The 19,631-nt window shown below is 37.7% G+C and carries 18 protein-coding genes; 17 read left to right on the plus strand and 1 reads right to left on the minus strand.

Going from position 1 to position 19,631, the window contains the following annotated elements:
• Nucleotides 1-2: 2 nt before the first annotated feature.
• A complete protein-coding gene (mnmL, locus tag AABJ51_RS18595; protein ID WP_026625383.1) occupies nucleotides 3-932 on the minus strand; it encodes a tRNA modification radical SAM protein MnmL/YtqA in 930 nt (309 codons plus the stop codon).
• Between the two features lie 239 nt (nucleotides 933-1,171).
• Here mnmL and AABJ51_RS18600 point away from each other — a divergent pair, with 239 nt between their 5' ends.
• The 17 genes from AABJ51_RS18600 to AABJ51_RS18680 all read left to right on the plus strand — a co-directional run bounded on the left by AABJ51_RS18600 (nucleotide 1,172) and on the right by AABJ51_RS18680 (nucleotide 19,591).
• Nucleotides 1,172-3,751, plus strand: a complete 2,580-nt coding sequence (locus AABJ51_RS18600; RefSeq protein ID WP_338373776.1) for a BamA/TamA family outer membrane protein — start codon at nucleotides 1,172-1,174, stop codon at nucleotides 3,749-3,751.
• Nucleotides 3,752-3,978: 227 nt separating this feature from the next.
• A complete protein-coding gene (gene rpmB, locus AABJ51_RS18605; RefSeq protein WP_026625381.1) occupies nucleotides 3,979-4,218 on the plus strand; it encodes a 50S ribosomal protein L28 in 240 nt (79 codons plus the stop codon).
• A gap of 22 nt (nucleotides 4,219-4,240) precedes the next feature.
• On the plus strand, nucleotides 4,241-4,429 hold the full coding sequence (gene rpmG, locus AABJ51_RS18610; protein ID WP_026625380.1) for a 50S ribosomal protein L33: 189 nt from the start codon (nucleotides 4,241-4,243) through the stop codon (nucleotides 4,427-4,429).
• A 14-nt stretch (nucleotides 4,430-4,443) separates the two neighbouring features.
• Nucleotides 4,444-4,605: a DUF4295 domain-containing protein gene (locus AABJ51_RS18615; protein WP_073357331.1), complete on the plus strand. Its 162-nt coding sequence runs from the start codon at nucleotides 4,444-4,446 to the stop codon at nucleotides 4,603-4,605.
• A 144-nt stretch (nucleotides 4,606-4,749) separates the two neighbouring features.
• Nucleotides 4,750-5,706, plus strand: a complete 957-nt coding sequence (gene ftsY, locus AABJ51_RS18620; RefSeq protein WP_026625379.1) for a signal recognition particle-docking protein FtsY — start codon at nucleotides 4,750-4,752, stop codon at nucleotides 5,704-5,706.
• A gap of 72 nt (nucleotides 5,707-5,778) precedes the next feature.
• Nucleotides 5,779-7,077, plus strand: a complete 1,299-nt coding sequence (gene rimO, locus AABJ51_RS18625) for a 30S ribosomal protein S12 methylthiotransferase RimO (protein ID WP_338373777.1) — start codon at nucleotides 5,779-5,781, stop codon at nucleotides 7,075-7,077.
• Between the two features lie 29 nt (nucleotides 7,078-7,106).
• On the plus strand, nucleotides 7,107-7,400 hold the full coding sequence (locus tag AABJ51_RS18630; protein ID WP_026625377.1) for an HU family DNA-binding protein: 294 nt from the start codon (nucleotides 7,107-7,109) through the stop codon (nucleotides 7,398-7,400).
• A complete protein-coding gene (locus AABJ51_RS18635; RefSeq protein ID WP_338373778.1) occupies nucleotides 7,390-9,435 on the plus strand; it encodes an HU family DNA-binding protein in 2,046 nt (681 codons plus the stop codon). Before AABJ51_RS18630 ends, AABJ51_RS18635 begins: the two co-directional genes overlap by 11 nt.
• A gap of 406 nt (nucleotides 9,436-9,841) precedes the next feature.
• Entirely contained in the window at nucleotides 9,842-11,572 is a 1,731-nt protein-coding gene (gene lysS, locus AABJ51_RS18640) for a lysine--tRNA ligase (RefSeq protein ID WP_338373779.1), read from the plus strand.
• Nucleotides 11,573-11,680: 108 nt separating this feature from the next.
• Nucleotides 11,681-12,676: an NAD(P)H-dependent glycerol-3-phosphate dehydrogenase gene (locus AABJ51_RS18645; protein WP_026625375.1), complete on the plus strand. Its 996-nt coding sequence runs from the start codon at nucleotides 11,681-11,683 to the stop codon at nucleotides 12,674-12,676.
• 47 nt (nucleotides 12,677-12,723) lie between these two features.
• Nucleotides 12,724-14,067, plus strand: coding sequence for a glucose-6-phosphate isomerase (locus tag AABJ51_RS18650; RefSeq protein ID WP_338373780.1), 1,344 nt, complete (start codon nucleotides 12,724-12,726; stop codon nucleotides 14,065-14,067).
• 73 nt (nucleotides 14,068-14,140) lie between these two features.
• Entirely contained in the window at nucleotides 14,141-15,178 is a 1,038-nt protein-coding gene (rlmN, locus tag AABJ51_RS18655; RefSeq protein ID WP_134435839.1) for a dual-specificity RNA methyltransferase RlmN, read from the plus strand.
• A complete protein-coding gene (locus AABJ51_RS18660) occupies nucleotides 15,175-15,837 on the plus strand; it encodes a hypothetical protein (RefSeq protein ID WP_338373781.1) in 663 nt (220 codons plus the stop codon). The genes rlmN and AABJ51_RS18660 overlap by 4 nt, the downstream gene beginning before the upstream one ends.
• 24 nt (nucleotides 15,838-15,861) lie before the next feature.
• Nucleotides 15,862-16,962, plus strand: a complete 1,101-nt coding sequence (gene pdxA, locus AABJ51_RS18665) for a 4-hydroxythreonine-4-phosphate dehydrogenase PdxA (RefSeq protein WP_407920054.1) — start codon at nucleotides 15,862-15,864, stop codon at nucleotides 16,960-16,962.
• Nucleotides 16,963-17,004: 42 nt separating this feature from the next.
• On the plus strand, nucleotides 17,005-17,700 hold the full coding sequence (locus AABJ51_RS18670) for a nucleotidyltransferase family protein (protein WP_026625370.1): 696 nt from the start codon (nucleotides 17,005-17,007) through the stop codon (nucleotides 17,698-17,700).
• A gap of 47 nt (nucleotides 17,701-17,747) precedes the next feature.
• The gene (locus tag AABJ51_RS18675; RefSeq protein ID WP_026625369.1) at nucleotides 17,748-18,614 is read left to right on the plus strand and encodes an ATP-grasp domain-containing protein; all 867 of its coding nucleotides are present in this window, start codon (nucleotides 17,748-17,750) and stop codon (nucleotides 18,612-18,614) included.
• 59 nt (nucleotides 18,615-18,673) lie between these two features.
• Entirely contained in the window at nucleotides 18,674-19,591 is a 918-nt protein-coding gene (locus AABJ51_RS18680) for a CDP-alcohol phosphatidyltransferase family protein (RefSeq protein WP_134435842.1), read from the plus strand.
• Nucleotides 19,592-19,631 lie beyond the last annotated feature (40 nt).

Here is a 19,631-nt window from a genome sequence, read left to right on the forward strand (position 1 = left end):
GGTTAAGATTCTTTTTTATATAATCGGCCTTGCCATGTATTCCGTTCTGTAAATCTTTTCAGGACTTTAGCTGTGAACTCGAAATTTTTCAACCCCCAATCCGGAGCAATTAACAATGACTTTGGAGACTGGGAAACAAATCGTTCGATAATAAAATCCGGATTCAGGCGTTCTGCAAAATCTATACAAAGATCGATGTATTGATCTACTTCAAACAGGTTAAACCATTCGGGATGTTCTCGATATTGTCTTGCCATGGCAGTTCCCTTTATTAACTGGAGCTGATGTATCTTCAACGTTGTAAGAGGGAGTGCTGACAGCTTGTCTGCATGAGATAGTGTGTCTTCTCTGGTTTCTCCCGGTAATCCCAGTATCATATGGGCTCCGGTATAGATTCCTTTAGCGGCAGTCTGTCTTATGGCATCTACACTTTCGGCGTATGTATGCCCACGGTTAATGAATTCGAGAGTCGAGTCGAGGGTCGATTCTATACCGTATTCGATCATGAGGAAGGTTCGTTTGTTTAGTTCGGCAAAGTACTCGAGCAAATCGTTAGGCATACAGTCCGGACGTGTTCCTATTATTACTCCAACGACATCAGGAAAAGATAATGCTTCTTCATATAATGCTATTAATTTATCAATGTTATCGTAAGTGTTTGTATATGACTGAAAGTATGCCAGATATTTCATTTCAGGATACTTATGTGCAAAGAATCCTATGCCATCGCGGAGCTGATCTGTCACAGATCTTTGTTTGCCTCCATAGCCGGGACTGAAGCTCTGGTTATTGCAATAGGTGCATCCGCCGACAGCTTTAGAGCCATCTCTGTTCGGACAGGTAAAACCAGCATTAATGGATATTTTTTGTACTTTATAAGGAAAATGAGTATTCAGAAAATCTCCGAATTCTTTATATGGTTTATTTTGCATGTAAGTAAATGAGAGTATTTAATGATGCATTTTCAAGTGTGACAGAATTAGGCTGTTATACTTTCCAAAGCAATAAAAAGGTCTGTGACCTTATCTTTTTCTTGACGTACAAAAATACAAAATAGTTTAGCGAAGAAACATTTTCGGGTATGTTTGTGTTCATTTTAATTGAATTACTTTATAACTTGCGGTTGAACAGTCAAGTCTATAGAGAGTTTAGGGATAAGTAAATGATTTCTATGAGTTATAAAAAAAATATTACGAGGATCGGAGCTGAAATTTATTTCGTATGGAGTTTTCTGCTTTTGTTGAATCCATTTCAACTAAGAGCTCAACTTTCCGAAGGAGCCGATTCTATTGCAAATGGTAAGTTTGTAAAGAAATCGATATATGCGCCTCAGGCGTTGCAACACGGATCATTATATAATAAGCTGTGGGGTATTCATTACAGGGATATGTATATAAAGCCGATACTCGCAAAAACACTTGATTTGTCGGAAGTTGAAGGCGGATTGGTGCTTGAGAGGCAAATTCCTCATATACACGGTTTATTTATGAGAAATGGAGCAGGAGATCTCTTTCTGGTCAGGGTCGTAGGAGGATCTTCGACATTTATGCAATCCGCTTTCTTTCGTGATATATATAATAAGAATGATTTTAAAGAAACTTATCTCGATAAGTTTATCGGAGATGCTTATACGATAACGAATCCATATTCATTTTTAGTAGCCGACCGCTTAGCCGATCAGTTGGGGTTGGCTTCATTCAATCCTCAGATATATTATCTGCCGAAAGGTGCTACAGTTGATACTATAGCCGATGGTTCATGTATAAGCGACAGGTTGGTGGCTATATATGATCTGAAAAAATACAATACCGACTCACATGTATTTACAACAGAAGAGGTTTTGAAAAAGGTACAGGATAGCAAGTCTTATTTTGTTAATCAGGACGAATATGTAAGAGAACGGTTGTTGGATATGCTGATCGGAGACTGGAACAAAGTGCCGGAAAATTGGATGTGGTATGAAAAACAGTCAGGAGACAGTCTTATCTATTCGCCGATAGTTTTAGATCGTGGGCAGGCATTTACTAAAGTGGATGGAATATTTCTAAAATCCATGCTGGGGGTTCTTAATTTAGGAAGTATTTCAAGCTATGATGGAGAGTTTAAGAAAATGAAAAAAAGTAACTCTTTGAGTTTTGCTCTAGACGTAGCTTTATCTAGCAGAAGTGGAGGTGATGTTTGGATTAATCAGGCAAAATTTATACAACAAGAGTTGACAGATAAGAAAATAGATGAAGCATTTCAGCGTTTCCCTAAAGAGATTCAAGGCGCTGATACCAAGGCTCTCAAATCAAACTTTAAGAAACGAAAAAAGCTGCTGGTACAGGCTGCTCAAAAATATTACAATATCCTGCAAACAACACCGGTTATTGTAGGTACAGTGGAAAATGATCGTTTCGAAATAGACCAATTTTCAGGAGATTCTTTATCTGTAAGTATATTTTCAGGAGATTCTGATAATTTTTTATATCGAAAAAATTTCAATAAGAGAAGCAAAGAGATTTGGATATACGGTTTGGATGGTGATGATTCCTTTGTGCAGAGAGGAGACCGTAAATATGCAAAACCATTATTACTGATAGGAGGCAACGGCGAAAATACTTATCGTCTGCATGATGGTAATAATATTAAAATATACGATTATAAAGAGCATAATAAAACCCGGGATGCTTTGGCGGGAGCAGGAATGATGCTGACGGATGTGGAAAATGTTCATCAATATGATTATGAGAAACTGAAGTACAAGACTCTTGATTTTACTCCCATGGGGATATATGATTCAGATTTAGGTCTGTCTCTGGGTGCATATTTGACCTATACAATGTACGGATTTAAGAGGGTTCCTTATACTTACCGGCATAGGTTGGGTTATAACTACCTCGAAGGATTTTCTTATCTGGGATTTTTTCCTCCTTTTGATGAGCGGTTCAATCTTATAGTAGAAGCATCGTTGACAACTCCGAATAATTTCTATAATTTTTTCGGTTTTGGCAACCAGACTCCCGGATATAAAGATGAAAAGAACAGTTATAATCAGGTGAAAATAGACCGATATAATATTGCTCCGTCTTTATATTGGAGATTAAATGACTGGCAGCGGTTTATCGGAACTGCAGCATTCGAATTATTTCAGTTGAAAGATAAATACGATGAAAGCCGTTTTATCAATCATGTATATGAACATGGCGATCAGATATTTAAAAATAAGACATTTATAGACTTGGGGTTGACATACGAGGTATCTCAAAAGTTTGGAGATGCCGTTTCAAAAGTCGAATTCTCGACAACACTAGGATGGAAACTGAATTTAGGGCATGCCGATCGAAATTTCACTTATTGGAAAGGAAATGCCGGTATAAACTTAAAAATCTCCGATCGTATTACTTTTGCAACAAAGGTGGTTGGCAATCTTTTATTTACCGATAAGTATGAATTTTATCAGGCTGCCACGACCAAATTGAGAGGGTATCGCGATAATCGGTTTATAGGTAAGCAGTCTATGTATCAGTTTTCTGATCTCCGATTCGATTTAGGTCGATTAGAGAATCCATTTACACCAGTGTTATATGGGGTTTTTGGCGGATTCGATTACGGTCGTGTTTGGTATGCTGACGAAAAATCCAAGAAGTGGCATTCATCATGTGGAGGTGGCTTCTGGTTGACTTTTTTCAAAAAGTATACAGGTAAATTTTCTTATTTTGGATCAAAAGATGGAGGGCGTTTTTATATAGATTTAGGAATGGGGTTTTAAAGTCTAAGGCTTTCTTCTTTGCGAACAGAGGCAATGTTTAAATAAATTATTTTTTAGACTCAGAATCCGATCAAAAATCATAAAAGGAACCGAATCAGAAAAATAAAGGAAAAACTTTGAGTTATTAATGATTAAAAATTTGTTCTTTCCAAAAAAAACTTTAATTTTGCACCCTGTTTTACTGCGACAAGGAAATAAAGTAAATAAAAAAATAAATATAAATAGCGATGTCCAAGATTTGTGAGATTACAGGAAAAAAGGCTATGGTTGGCAATAATGTTTCGCACTCAAATAAGAAAACGAAAAGAAAATTCAATGTCAACCTATTTAGAAAAAAATTCTATTGGGTAGAAGAAGATTGCTGGATTAGCCTAAATATTTCAGCTGCAGGTCTTCGTACAGTGAACAAAATTGGTTTGGATGCAGCGTTGAAAAATGCGGCAGAAAAAGGATATTTGAAAGCTTAAATTTAAGAGGAGGACCTAAGAAATGGCAAAGAAAGCAAAAGGCAACAGAGTTCAGGTGATATTAGAATGTACAGAACACAAAGAAAGTGGTCTTGCAGGAACATCTAGATATATCACTACAAAGAATAGACGAAACACAACTGAAAGATTGGAGTTGAAAAAATACAACCCTATCTTGAAGAGAATGACAGTACACAAAGAAATAAAGTAAAATAAGATAAAACCATGGCAAAGAAGACCGTCGCAGGATACCGCGACCCATCATCAAAAGATGGTCGTAATTATGCAAAAGTGATCAAAATGGTAAAGTCTCCTAAGACAGGAGCTTATACATTTAAAGAAGAAATGGTTCCAAACGAATCTGTAAAAGATTATTTCGCGAAATAATTTCGTTAAAAATATTAAAAAAACCTCCTTTCAGAAATTTGTAAGGAGGTTTTTTTGTTTATACTTTAGTAGATTTGTACTAAATCTATTAAAGATTTATGTTTTGCATTTAAAAGAATACAAACAACAATTTAATAAAAAGATATGGGTATTTTAGACTTCTTCTCGAAACAGAAAAAAGAAACTTTGGATAAGGGGCTCGAGAAAACAAAAGAAAGTATGTTTTCGAAGCTTTCTCGTATTGTTGTAGGGAAGTCTAAAGTAGATGATAGTGTCCTGGATGATCTCGAAGAAGTCCTTATAACTTCTGATGTCGGGGTGGATACTACATTGAAAATAATAGAACGTATAGAAGAGCGTGTAGCTAAGGATAAATATGTAAATACAGAGGAGTTAAGCAAGATTCTTCGCGAAGAAATTGTAGAACTCCTAACCGAGAATAACTCAGGTGATAATTCCGATGGATTCTCCTTACCTGTCGATCACAAGCCTTATGTAATTATGGTGGTTGGAGTAAACGGGGTTGGAAAAACAACTACAATCGGGAAATTAGCAAATCAGTTTAAGAAATCCGGGAAATCGGTGTATCTTGGAGCTGCTGATACTTTTAGAGCTGCGGCTGTAGAGCAATTGGTGATTTGGGGAGAACGGGTGGGTGTGCCTGTGGTAAAACAATCTATGGGGGCAGATCCCGCATCTGTAGCGTTTGATGCAATCAGTTCCGCTAAGGCCAATAATGCAGATGTTGTTATTATTGATACTGCCGGTCGTTTGCATAATAAAATAGGGTTGATGAATGAATTATCCAAAATAAAAGGGGTAATGAGTAAAATCGTACCCGGAGCACCTCATGAAGTGTTGCTCGTATTGGATGGTTCTACCGGACAGAATGCCTTTGAACAGGCTAAACAGTTTACAGCTGCAACTGATGTTACCGCTTTGGCAATAACCAAATTAGATGGTACGGCTAAGGGGGGAGTTGTGATAGGTATTTCAGACCAGTTTAAGATTCCTGTGAAGTATATCGGGCTGGGTGAAGGTATTGATGATTTGCAGGTTTTTCAGCGAAAAGAATTTGTTGACTCCTTGTTTGGTCATTAATTTGTGTTACCTTTGAAGTTGCTTTGTTATACATTGCAGATATTTTGTAGAATAGCGACCTCTCTTAAATAAATGAAAAAGAATCGGATAGATGTTGTTACATTAGGTTGTTCGAAGAACTTGGTAGATTCGGAAATGCTAATGAAACAATTATTAGCCAATGGATATACGGTGAAACATGATCCCGAAAAATCCGAAGGCGAAATTGTAGTTGTGAATACTTGTGGCTTTATTGGTGATGCAAAAGAAGAATCTATAAACACGATTCTAGGATTTGCAGATGCTAAGAAAAAGAGAAAGTTGAGTAAGCTATTCGTTATGGGATGTCTTTCCGAAAGATATATGGAAGAGCTGAAAGCTGAAATACCGGAAGTGGATAAGTTTTACGGTAAATTCGGATGGAAAGGTCTGATGACAGATTTAGGGAAGTCTTTTCGAAAAGATGTTGAATATGAGAGAACTTTAACAACACCGTCTCATTATGCCTATCTGAAAATATCTGAAGGTTGCAACAGGGCATGTTCTTATTGTTCTATTCCTATAATGACCGGACATCATCAATCTCGTTCGATAGAGGAGATTGTAAAAGAAGTGGTTTCTCTCGTTAAGCAAGGAGTTAAAGAATTTCAGATTATAGCTCAGGATTTATCTTATTATGGCATAGATTTGTATAAAGAAGCAAAACTTGCCGAGTTGATTAATCAGATAGCTGATGTCGAAGGTGTAGAATGGATTCGTTTGCATTATGCGTATCCTTCAAAATTTCCTTACGATGTTTTACCTGTTATAAGAGAAAGGGATAATGTTTGTAAATACCTGGATATTGCGCTCCAACATATTAGTGATAATATGCTGACTAAGATGAGAAGAGGGATATCGAAACAGGATACAATAGATCTTATAGACCGTATTCGGAAGGAAGTACCAGGTATACATATCCGAACGACTTTTTTGGTTGGACATCCGGGTGAAACGGAAGAGGATTTTGCTGAATTATTGCAGTTTGTGAAAGACGCAAAGTTTGAGCGTATGGGTGCATTTCCTTATTCAAATGAAGATGGAACATATGCTTATGAGAAGTATGAAGACGACGTTCCGGAAAGTGTTAAACAAGAAAGAATGGATGTGTTAATGGCTGCTCAAGAGCGGATTGCATTAGAGTCTAATGAATCGAAAATAGGAGAAGTATTTCGGGTTATAATAGACCGGGAAGATGAAGATTATTATATAGGCCGTACTGAATATGATTCGCCAGAGGTGGATCCCGAAGTACTGGTTTCCAAAAATATAAAATTAAAAATTGGGGAGATATACAACATAAGCATTTCTGGTGCTGCCCCCTTTGATCTTTATGGGGATATTGTTGTATAATATTTAGGTCTCACGAAACCTATGAATTTATGACAAACAAAGAATTGATAGCCGAGCTTTCGAAACGTTTGGATTGGACTCAAAACCAAACAGCATCGGTATTAGAAGATGCCGTTTCGATACTAAATACTAACTTAGCGAATTCTAATTCGATAAATATTCAAGGTTTCGGCTTGTTCGAAACAAAGAGGAGGCAGGAACGGGTTTCGGTGAATCCGGTTTCAAAACAACGCTTTTTAGTGCCGCCGAAGATTACCCCGGCATTCCGCCCCGGACAAGTAGTGAAAGACAAATTAAAAAAGTTATCTGATAATGAGCAATAAATTAGTTCTTCAAGACTTGGTAGACCTTCTGGCCAAGAAGTCGAAAATAACTAAGAAGGAAGCTGACTCTTTTTTCAGGGAACTATTCCAGCTTATATTGGATCGTATATTCGAAAATGATTCGGTGAAAATCAAAGATTTTGGAACATTCAAACTAGTCATGGTCAGCAGCCGTGAAAGTGTAGATGTCAACACCGGAGAAAAAATCGAAATACGGGCACATTCGAAATTAAGTTTCATCCCCGATAAAACTCTTAAAAATTTAGTAAATAAGCCTTTTTCTCAATTCGAGACCATATTACTCGAAGATGGAGTGAACTTTGATGTTTCATTTGATTCTGATGATAATTCGGACAGTGAATCCGAAGAAAAGGAATATATTATAGATATACCTGAAACCGAGGAAGTTTCAGATGATGAGCTTGATGCTGTTGAAATAGAAGCAAAAGACTCTAAAGAATCGGATGAACAGATAATTGTAAAAGATAGTGTCGAGGAATCAGTTGTTGAAGTTAAAGACAGAGAGAATACTTCTGCTGTATCAGTTCCTCAATATCCTTCTTTTAATCAATCTTTTGTATATACTTACACTGCAACGTCTTCTAATACCTCAGATTCGATAACGATAACTATTCCTAAAAATGACTATCAGGGCTCTGTTGTTTCTCCGTCTCTCATAGAAGATAGTGAGAAAAAGTCGGATTTAGTAGAATCGGATAGTCACAAGTTTAAAGAAGAGAAACTAAAGATAGATATCTTAACTTCGGAAAATGACGATTTGGAAAGTCATCAGGAAGAAGAAGATATTATTGATGATGATTTGGATGTCATTCATCAGGATAAAGCAGGCGGTGAGCCTGTATTGGAGGAAGTCAAATCAGAGACTAAAGAAAGACGTTATATTGACCCTATTTCGGCTCCGGATAGTAAAGAGCAAAAAGAGGACTTGGTATATATTGATCATGATTCGGAAATTGAAACAGAAGAAGATATTGTTTTGCCTCCGCCTGTTGTTTCTTATTCGAAATCGGTTTCTAAAACCGTAAATATCGACTTGGAAAAATCAGACATATCGTATTCTGATGCTGATCGTATAAAGGATCACAAAGATATTTCTTCCTCAAAAGTCGTGTATTCTGAAGAAGACCCTGAAAGACCTCTTTTTCCCGAGGATGAGGAGGCGATTATAACAGATGATGATTTTGTTGATTTATCTATGGATGGGGACTCTTCAAATGTGAATAATGATTCAAAGAATATAAACCATATAGCTAATAATAAGCCTGCATCAACCCGGAGTGTTTCTTATACAGAAACGATAGATGATGTGGATATTCCATACCATGATTATTATGCGCCTACTTTGGGGCAGAAGATAAAAAAAGCTTTGCCTTGGGTTATATTAGGATTGATTATATTAGGTTTTGTCGGGTATAATGTAATTCCTATGTTCAATGTGAAGTATGATTATGAAAGCAAATTGAATCGGCATAATCTGACAACATCGGATACCTTACCTCTTTTGGATCAGGAAGATGATACGTTGATTCAGACAACGATTTTGTTAGATTCTTTGAAATCTCAGCCTGTAATCTCAGACTCTGTCCATCGTCAAACTAAGGTGCTGCCGACAGTTAATGATTCTGCTGCACCTGCTCATATGCCGGATAGACGAATTTCAGATAATCTAAAAATCGATGTGATAAATAAGGCTCAGCAATATATTCAGCGTTATCCTCCAAAAACAAAAAAAGTGGAGGAGCAGCCTAAAGTAGAGACTAATGTAGCTAAGACGCAATACGATGTTATTAGGAGAGGTGTGACTTTACGAAATCTAGCCACGAAACATTATGGTAATGGCGATTATTGGGTTTACATATATCAGTCTAACAAAGCTAAGATAACTAATCCAAATAGCATTCCGATAGGAACCAATTTGGTGATACCCGCGTTGTCGGCATATGGAATTAGTAATTCAAAAGACCAGAAAGAAATACAAAAAGCTAAAAGTATGGCTGAAAAGATTTTGAGGTAAACTTTTAACCGGGTTTTAGAATTATTGAATTCAACAACGTCTGTTTTGATTCATGGCAGTGATTGAATCGATTGCAAAATAAAGAAATAAAAGGTCTGAGACCTTAAAAAAGAATAAGGAATAAAACAAAGCCTTGTTCTTTTTTTTGCTTATTTATAAAAGTAACCTTAATAATTTGTAATTTTACACCTTGCTATTTTTTAGATAGATGAATCTTTGAAAATCGGCATATATAGTCAGCAAAAATATATGACAAATATTTATTGAGGTCATATAATATAGTAACGGGAAGTTTTTAATGTCGTATTCAAAACAGTAACTATCTGTTGCTATTGTGCTGGCAAAAGTCAAAAAAGGTATGAGACCTTGGAATGATAATAGTAATTACTTATCAGATTAGAACATAATGAGTATTCTTGATTTAAGCGAACAGGAAATCGTTCGGAGAAACAGTTTAGAAGAAATGCGTCAATTGGGTATCGAACCATATCCTGCGGCGTTGTACGAAACCAATGCTTATTCAACCGAAATAAAACAGAGTTTCAGTGACGATGCTCCCGAAAAACGTCAGGTATCAGTAGCCGGACGTATTATGGGACGCCGTATCATGGGTAAAGCCTCATTTGTTGAACTACAAGATGCTGAAGGTCGTATTCAGGTATATATTTCGAGAGATGACTTGTGTCCCGATGAAAACAAAGACTTATATAACGTTGTATTTAAGAAATTACTAGATATAGGAGACTTTATCGGTATTACCGGGTATGTATTCCGTACACAAATGGGTGAAATATCTATTCATGCCGAGAGTTTGACAGTATTATCAAAATCGTTACGTCCATTACCTGTTGTGAAGGTAAAAGATGGAGTAACATATGACGGATTTACTGATCCTGAACAGCGTTATCGTCAACGCTATGTTGATTTGGTCGTGAATGACGGTGTAAAAGATATATTTGTAAAGAGAACTAGGATATTTAATTCGATGCGTAATTTTTTCAATGAGAGAGGTTATCTCGAAGTTGATACACCAGTTCTACAGGGAATTCCCGGTGGAGCATCTGCGCGTCCCTTTATAACTCATCATAATGCTTTGGATATACCCTTATATCTTCGTATTGCTAATGAATTATATCTGAAACGCTTGATTGTCGGAGGTTTTGATGGTGTATATGAATTTTCGCGAAATTTCCGTAACGAAGGAATGGATCGTACTCATAATCCTGAATTTACGGCAATGGAAATTTATGTGGCCTATAAGGACTACAATTGGATGATGGAATTTACAGAGCAAATGCTCGAAAGAATATGCCTGGATGTATTGGGTACAACCGAAGTGAAAGTCGGTGAAAACACGATTAACTTTAAAGCACCGTACAAAAGGGTGACAATGATTGATGCCATTAAAGAGAAAACCGGAATTGATATTGCCGGAATGAATGAAGCCCAACTTCGTGAAGTCTGTAAACAACTTGGTGTTGAGCAGGATGAAACAATGGGAAAAGGCAAATTGATTGATGAGATCTTTGGCGAGAAATGTGAAGGAACATATATTCAGCCAACATTTATCACTGATTATCCCATCGAAATGTCACCTTTATGTAAACGTCACCGTAATAATCCGGATCTGACAGAACGTTTCGAACTCATGGTTAATGGAAAAGAATTGGCTAATGCTTATTCGGAATTAAATGATCCGATTGATCAGAGAGGCCGCTTTGAAGATCAGTTGAAATTGTCAGAAAAGGGAGATGATGAGGCGATGTTTATCGATCAGGATTTCTTAAGAGCTCTCGAATATGGTATGCCTCCAACATCAGGAATGGGGATCGGTATGGATCGTCTTGTTATGTTGCTGACTAGTCAGACTTCTATTCAGGAGGTATTGTTGTTTCCTCAAATGAGACCTGAGAAAGTCGTAAAGCGTGATGCTTTATCTAAATATACAGAAGTCGGTATTCCCGAAGAATGGGTTGGTGCAATCCAAAAGGCTGGATACTTATTGGTGGAAGAACTGAAAGAGGCTAATCCTAATAAATTGCGTCAGGAACTATGTGAATTAAATAAAAAGCATAAATTGGGATTGACTAACCCAAAAGATGAAGATATACAGGCTTGGATTAGCGGGATCAATTAATATTGCTCTTAAAGAAATTTTGTATATAATAAAAAAGAATATTTAAAGCAGTATTAATTATAACAAATAGGTCTGTGACCTTATATTGTTGAACCTGAATATAAAGAAATGAAAATTCCGGGAAAAATAGCAATCTTTGGAGGAGGAACATGGGCTACAGCACTGGCTAAAATAGTGTTGACCCGTGAAACTCATATCAATTGGTATATGCGTCGTCCCGACCAGATTGAAGATTTTATCAAGGTCGGACACAATCCATCTTATCTGTCAAATGTACCGTTCAATCTTGATCGGATAACTTTTTATTCGGATATAAATGAGATGGTTAAAAATTCGGATACTATCATATTAGCTGTGCCGTCTCCTTTTTTGAAAAGCCATTTGGATAAGTTGACAGTTTCGCTAAAGGATAAATTTATTATATCTGCAATAAAAGGAATTATACCTCCCGAAAATCTGGTTGTGACAGATTATTTGGCTCAGTACCAAGGTATCCCTGTCGAAAATATAGCGATAGTCGGAGGGCCTTGCCATGCCGAGGAAATAGCTTTGGAGCGTCTGACTTATCCAACAATTGCCTGTCCCGATCGGAGTAAGGCGGCTGTTGTAGCTGATGTTTTCAATAATCGTTTTGTTAAAGCATCTACTTCCGTCGATGTTATCGGTATCGAGTTGGCAGCTGTTTTAAAGAATGTATACGCAATTGCAGCCGGAGTATGCCATGGACTTAAGTACGGTGATAACTTTCAGGCGGTATTAGTCTCAAACGCAGTTTCCGAAATGGAACGTTTTGTAAAAGCTGTATCTCCGATAAATCGAAATATCAACGAGTCTGCATATATGGGCGATTTGCTGGTGACTTGCTATTCGAGTTTCAGCCGCAACCGTACATTCGGATCAATGATCGGTAAGGGTTATTCTGTAAAGGCTGCTCAGATAGAGATGGAAATGATAGCTGAAGGTTATTATGGTGTAAAGTGTATTATGGAGATGAATGAAAGCTACAATGTTGATATGCCTATCGCCGATACGGTATATAATATTCTGTATGAAAAAGCTCCCGCACGTGCCGAAATAAAAAGATTGAGGGAAATTTTGAAATAAAAATAGGTCTGCGACCTTATCATTAAATATAATAATAAAGACTAGTTATGGAAAAGGTTATTAGCTTAAATTTAGATAAGGTTTTGTCATTTGTAGGCAAAGCTGAAATCGAAGGTAAAGCAGCATTAGCAAAACAGTATAACGAAGTATTACACAAAGGTTCGGGTAAAGGTAACGATTTCTTGGGCTGGTTGAATCTGCCAACATCGATAACAGCAGCTCATCTTGAAGATATTCAGGCTACAGCCAATACTTTGAGACAATGCGAAGTCGTGGTAGTAGTAGGTATCGGCGGCAGCTATTTGGGAGCAAAAGCTGTGATTGAAGCTCTTTCTAACTCTTTCGATTGGTTACAAAAAGACCGCAAAAATCCGGTCGTTGTTTATGCCGGACAAAATATAGGTGAAGATTATATCGCCGAATTACTTGCTTTTTTGAAAGGCAAATCATTCGGTATCATAAATATTTCGAAATCAGGAACAACAACTGAACCTGCTTTGGCTTTCCGTATTCTGAAAAAAGAACTGGAAGATTCAGTAGGAAAAGAAGTTGCTAAAAACCGCATAGTTGCGGTAACTGATGCCGCTCGTGGAGCATTGCATACTTTAGCTAAAAAAGAAGGCTACAAAATGTATGTGATACCTGATAATGTAGGCGGACGTTTTTCTGTACTGACTCCGGTTGGTTTGCTGCCTATCGCTGTCGCAGGATTCGACATTAAGAAGTTGGTTGAAGGAGCTGCATTTATGGAGAAAAATACGACTCCCGATGTACCATTCGAAAAGAACTTGGCAGAACAATACGCCGTTACTCGTAACGAATTGTATAAGAAAGGAAAGAAGATCGAAATTTTGGTGAATTTCAATCCTAAATTACATTTCTTCGCTGAATGGTGGAAACAGTTGTATGGCGAAAGCGAAGGTAAAGACAACAAGGGTATTTATCCTGCTGCCGTAGACTTTACTACCGATCTTCACTCTATGGGACAATGGATACAGGAGGGAGAACGTACTATCTTCGAAACTGTAATATCTGTAGCCAATGCACATCAGAAAGTAGAAGTACCTGCTGATGCCGAAGATTTGGATGGATTGAACTTCTTGGTAGGTAAACGTGTTGATTATGTAAATAAAATGGCGGAACTGGGTACTCAATTAGCTCACGTTGATGGTGGGGTTCCTAACCTTAAGATAGAAGTTCCTGAGCTTACTGCATATTATTTAGGTCAGTTGATCTATTTCTTTGAGAAGGCTTGCGGTATCAGCGGCTATATTCTGGAAGTGAATCCATTTGATCAACCTGGAGTTGAAGCATACAAAAAGAATATGTTTGCCTTGCTTAACAAACCCGGATTTGAGAAGGCTCATGAAGAAATTCAGAAACGCTTATAAAAAATAAAGATAATTGATAGATGCCTGTTCCAGCGAATGGAGCAGGTATTTATTCTCTGAGAGTAAAAGATAGATGACAGACAAAGTACACTTATTGGGAATGACTTTAGACGAACTCAAACAGGTCGTTCAAGAGTGTGGTTTACCAAAATTTGCAGCTAAGCAGTTAGCCGATTGGCTTTATAAGAAGAAGGTCAAAACGATAGACGAGATGTCTAATATTTCGTTGGCCAACCGTGCGTTATTGTCCGAAAAATACGATATAGGACGTACAGATCCGGTTGAATTTCAAAAATCTGTCGATGGAACGGTCAAATATCTGTTTAAAACAGATAACGGAAAATTTATCGAGTCGGTAATGATCCCCGATGATGACAGAGCTACGCTTTGTGTGTCATCTCAAGTTGGGTGCCGCATGAATTGCTTATTCTGTATGACAGGAAAACAAGGGCTTGCCGGACATCTTAAATCTCACGATATTATCAATCAATTGTTTTCTGTAGACGAATCGGACGATTTGACTAATGTCGTTTTTATGGGGATGGGCGAACCCCTTGACAATTATGGTCAGTTGAAAAATGCTCTGGAAATAATGACTTCTGAATACGGGTTCGGATGGAGTCCGAAGCGTATAACCGTATCGACAACAGGAGTTACACCTAAACTGAAACTATTTTTGGAAGAAAGCAGTGCGCATCTGGCTATTAGTTTACATAGTCCGTTTGCCGATCAGCGTCTGTCTATTATGCCTGCCGAGAAAGCATTTCCTTTATTGGGGGTATTAGATCTTTTACGTCAGTATGATTGGTCGAAGCAAAGGCGTCTTTCATTTGAATATATCATGTTCAAGGGATTTAACGATTCTATAGAACATGCCAAAGAGTTAGTGAAAATAATCAGAGGATTGGATTGCAGAGTCAATCTTATCCGGTTCCACTCTATCCCCAATGTTGATTTGGAAACATCAACAAATGATGTGATGGTCAAATTCAGGGACTTTGTAACCAGTAAAGGTATAACATGTACAATAAGAGCTTCTCGGGGAGAAGATATTTTTGCGGCATGCGGCATGTTATCTACCGAGAAAAGCAAGAAAGGAGAAATGTTATGACAAAAAGGCAAGATATCAGATTATCTGAATTTAAGGGAGGGCATTTTAATCCCAGTGAACAGTTTTCGAAAACTTTCCCAAAGATGTCGTCTTTGCTTAAACAGGCATTGACAGTCGATTTTAAAATAAATCACGGATTACGCTTCCGACAATATATCTGGACACGCCCTGATGGATCTACTGCCGGTTGGGTTTGCCGAGTTGATCATTGTGTGCCTCAGGGACGTAATATAATTGACGAACATCAATTATTGGCAAATGAGTTGGGAGGCGTTATCCAATGGTGGATAGATAAAGCATACGAAGTAAAAAAGGAAACTTTAATAAAAAATAATAACTTTACTTTCTGTTTGGCTGATTCCTCAATCGGATTTGGGGGATGGGAAGAAAGTTATAAAGAGAAGTGCGAAAAGGAAGGTGTAGAGCCTTTTAATCCTGACGACTTTGTAGCTTTCGCTCTCGAAGAATGTGGTAATTCTACATTCTATAATAAGGATACCAAACAGGTGTACACATATTTACAGGATGGATATACTCCTTTTGACTCTTCGATAGTGGAGGGGCAGCCCGAGTATAGCATACATCAGTTTGAGGGGGCTCATACTTTTGTCGAGTATGTCGAGTTACTGGCAAGCCAGTGGCTTGAGATATTAAAGTAAGTGAGCAGATCTATTTGAAACAATATTATAAAAACAATGATAAGAGTAGGAATTACACACGGTGATATCAATGGTATAGGTTACGAAGTTATTCTTAAAACATTCGGAGACCTCCGTATCGCAGAACTTTGTATACCTGTTGTTTATGGGTCTACAAAAGTTGCTGCTTATCATCGCAAAGCTTTGGATTTACCTCCTGTAACCTTTAATTTGATACAAAGTGCACAAGATGCCGAGATCAATAAAATAAATATGGTGAACTGTATTCCCGATGATGTAAAAGTCGAATTGGGAAAGTCTACCAAATCGGCGGGGGATTCATCGTTACGGGCATTGGAAAGAGCTACCGCCGATCTGGCTGAAGGTCTTATTGATGTTCTTGTAACCGCACCCATAAACAAAGACAATATACAACAGGATAATTTTCATTTTCCCGGACATACAGAATATCTGGAAAAAAAATTCGGCATAAATGGAGATAAGTCGTTGATGATATTAGCTAAAGACGATCTTCGGGTAGCTCTTGTAACAGGACATTTGCCGTTATCGAAAGTATCGGAAGCGATTACAAGTAATAAAATCAAAGAAACTCTTTATATTTTCAATGACTCGTTGAAACGTGATTTCAATATCGACAAACCTCGTATTGCCGTTTTGTCTTTGAACCCTCATGCTGGAGAAAACGGATTGTTGGGAACCGAAGAAAATGATATTATTATACCAGCTTTGAAAGAAGCGGGTGAAGATGGTTTGTTGTGCTTTGGACCATATGCAGCCGATGGCTTTTTCGGGTCGGGACATTTTTCATCTTTTGATGGTATATTAGCCATGTATCACGATCAGGGATTAGCTCCTTTCAAGACATTGGCTATGGAAGAAGGTGTTAACTTTACAGCAGGATTGCCTATCATACGTACATCACCGGCTCACGGTACTGCATATAATATCGCAGGTAAAAATGAGGCTTCGGATATTTCGTTCCGTCAGGCTATTTATATGGCTATAGACACATTTCGTAACAGAGCCGAATACGATTCTGCACGGGCAAATCCTCTTCGTAAGTTGTACTATGAAAAAGGTGGTGACGAGGCTCTCGATCTGACCAAAGAAGAACCAAACGATTAAGGTTTGAGACCTTAAATGTTATTTTTATTGTAATAAAGAAGAATGAACTATGCTATAATTGCTGCCGGGGAAGGATCACGGCTGGCTCAAGAGGGGGTTGCATTGCCCAAACCATTGGTTAAGCTGAATGGTGTGGCTATGATTCAACGCCTGATAGATATTTTCGCGAAAAATGATGCTGAATCTATCAGTATTATCGTAAATGAAGAAATGACTCAAGTTCAGGAGTATGTTAAAAATATAAAACTGAACGTTCCTTTGAATATTGTAGTAAAGTCTACACCTAGTTCGATGCATAGTTTCTTCGAGCTTAGAAGTTTTTTGCGTAAAGGGAAATTTTGTCTGACTACAGTCGATACGATTTTTCGTGAAGACGATTTTACCCATTATATACAGGCGTTTATAGCCGATGATGAAGTCGATGGTATGATGGCGGTAACAGATTTTATAGATGACGAGAAACCTCTTTATGTATCAGTTGATGATGGCATGAAAATTACAGGCTTTTTGGATAAATCCAGTTCATGTAAATATATATCGGGAGGTATATACGGATTATCATCTAAAGCGATAGATACATTGGAGGCCTGCTTGGAATCTGGGCAATCGAGAATGAGAAATTTTCAGCGTCAGCTGATTACCGACGGTTTATTCATAAAGGCATATCCGTTATCAAAAATTGTTGATGTGGATCATGCGGGAGATATAGAAAAAGCGGAAGCTTTTCTGAGAGAATAAAAGCAAGAAGGAAAAATCAAAAAGTAAAGTCAATATAACTAAACAACATGTCTAAAATAAGATTAACAGGTGTAAAGCGTCAAACCAAGTATTCGCCGAATCATATTGGTAATGATGGTACGATCTATAACATGACAGCTCAGTCTCTTCGGGAGATGGGATATGACGTGCAGGATTATACCGAATCGGAGTTTGTGCTGAGCGATATCAAAGATGATTATATATTTAATATGGCTCGCGATAAGAGTACTATTAAATGGTTGAAGCAGCTTGAAAATCAAGGTTCTTTAGTCGTTAATTCTGCCTATGGTATAGAAAATTGTACACGTGGCAAGATGACTGAAATGCTTATCGCAAATGGTATTCCCCATCCTGATAGCATCATTATTGATACGAATGAAGATCCGACTGAAAAATTAAAAGAACTTGGAGCGAATGCTTTTTGGCTGAAAAGAGGAGATTTCCATGCAATACACCGCGAAGATGTGGCATTTGCGCGCAGTATAACTGAGGCGAAAGAGATCCTGAAAGAGTTTGCTTTCAGAGGAATACCTAATGCTGTAATAAACGAACATCTGGTAGGTGACCTTGTTAAGTTTTACGGGGTAGCGGATACCGATTTCTTCTTCCATTTCTATCCGTTCGATATAAGTCACAGTAAGTTTGGTTTGGAAGAAATAAACGGTGCGGCAAATATGTATCCGTTCTCGACAGCAACACTAAAGGAAGCCTGTGATAAAGCCGGAGAAGTCTTGAATGTCAAGATATACGGTGGAGATTGTGTGGTTGCTAAAGATGGATCTTTTAAAATTATTGATTTTAACGACTGGCCCAGTTTTGCTCCTTGCCGCGAACAAGCAGCTCCTAAAATTGCAGAATGTATACACAAACAAGTACAGAAGAAATTGAAATAAAGTCTTGAATTTTATCTGATTTCAAACAATCATTTATTCATTTAATTGCTTAAAAAACAATGTCAGAGAATAATAAACCATCGTTAGAATCGACACTCAAGTCGACCGATACGGAAGAGTTTATCGATATATATTTTTACCGTCCTATCGGTTACCGTTGGGCATTACTGTTTCAGAAATTAGGCGTAACACCTAATGCGATAACCATTGCCAGCATATTTATAGGAATAGGAGCAGGTATTTGTTTCTATTTCGATCAGTTGTGGATTACCGTTCTGGGTATTTTCTTGCTGGTCTGGGCAAACTCGTTCGACAGTGCCGACGGGCAATTGGCTCGTATGACCAAGAACTTCTCTCCGCTGGGGCGTGCCTTAGACGGATTTGCAGGCGATCTGTGGTTTGGAGCGATCTACATCGGTATCTGTTTGAGACTCGAACCTGTTTTCGGCGGATATATCTGGCTATTGGCAATCATTGCCGGATATTTTCATTCTAAGCAGGCTGCTATGGCAGATTATTACCGAAATATTCACTTGCTGTTTCTTAAAGGTAAGGGTGGTAGCGAGTTAGATAATTCGGTGGAACTTACCGAAAAGTACAATAGTATAAGCGTGAAAGACAATTGGTTCGAAAAAACATACTTGTTTCTTTACCGGGCTTACACTAAAGGTCAGGAAAGTTGGACACCAGCATTTCAGAAGATGTTTAAAACACTGAAAGAGGTACATGGCGAAACAGCTCCCGAACAATTCAGAAAAGACTTCAGAGCAAAGAGTCTGCCTCTTATGAAGTGGACTAATATCTTGTCGTTCAATACACGAGCAATAGCCCTGTTTATCTCGGTGCTGATAAAACAACCTTGGATATATTTCGTTTTCGAGCTTACTATATTGAATATCATTCTTATTCATATGATAATGAGCCACGAAAAAATGTGCAGAGAATTTACTGCCGATATCAAGAACGGTAAGTATTGAAATAAATAGGTCTGAGACCTTAAAGTTTAAAATTGCAATA

The sequence above is a fragment of the Indolivaga capnocytophagoides genome, assembly GCF_036511535.1.
Classification (GTDB): domain Bacteria; phylum Bacteroidota; class Bacteroidia; order Bacteroidales; family Dysgonomonadaceae; genus Dysgonomonas_A; species Dysgonomonas_A capnocytophagoides.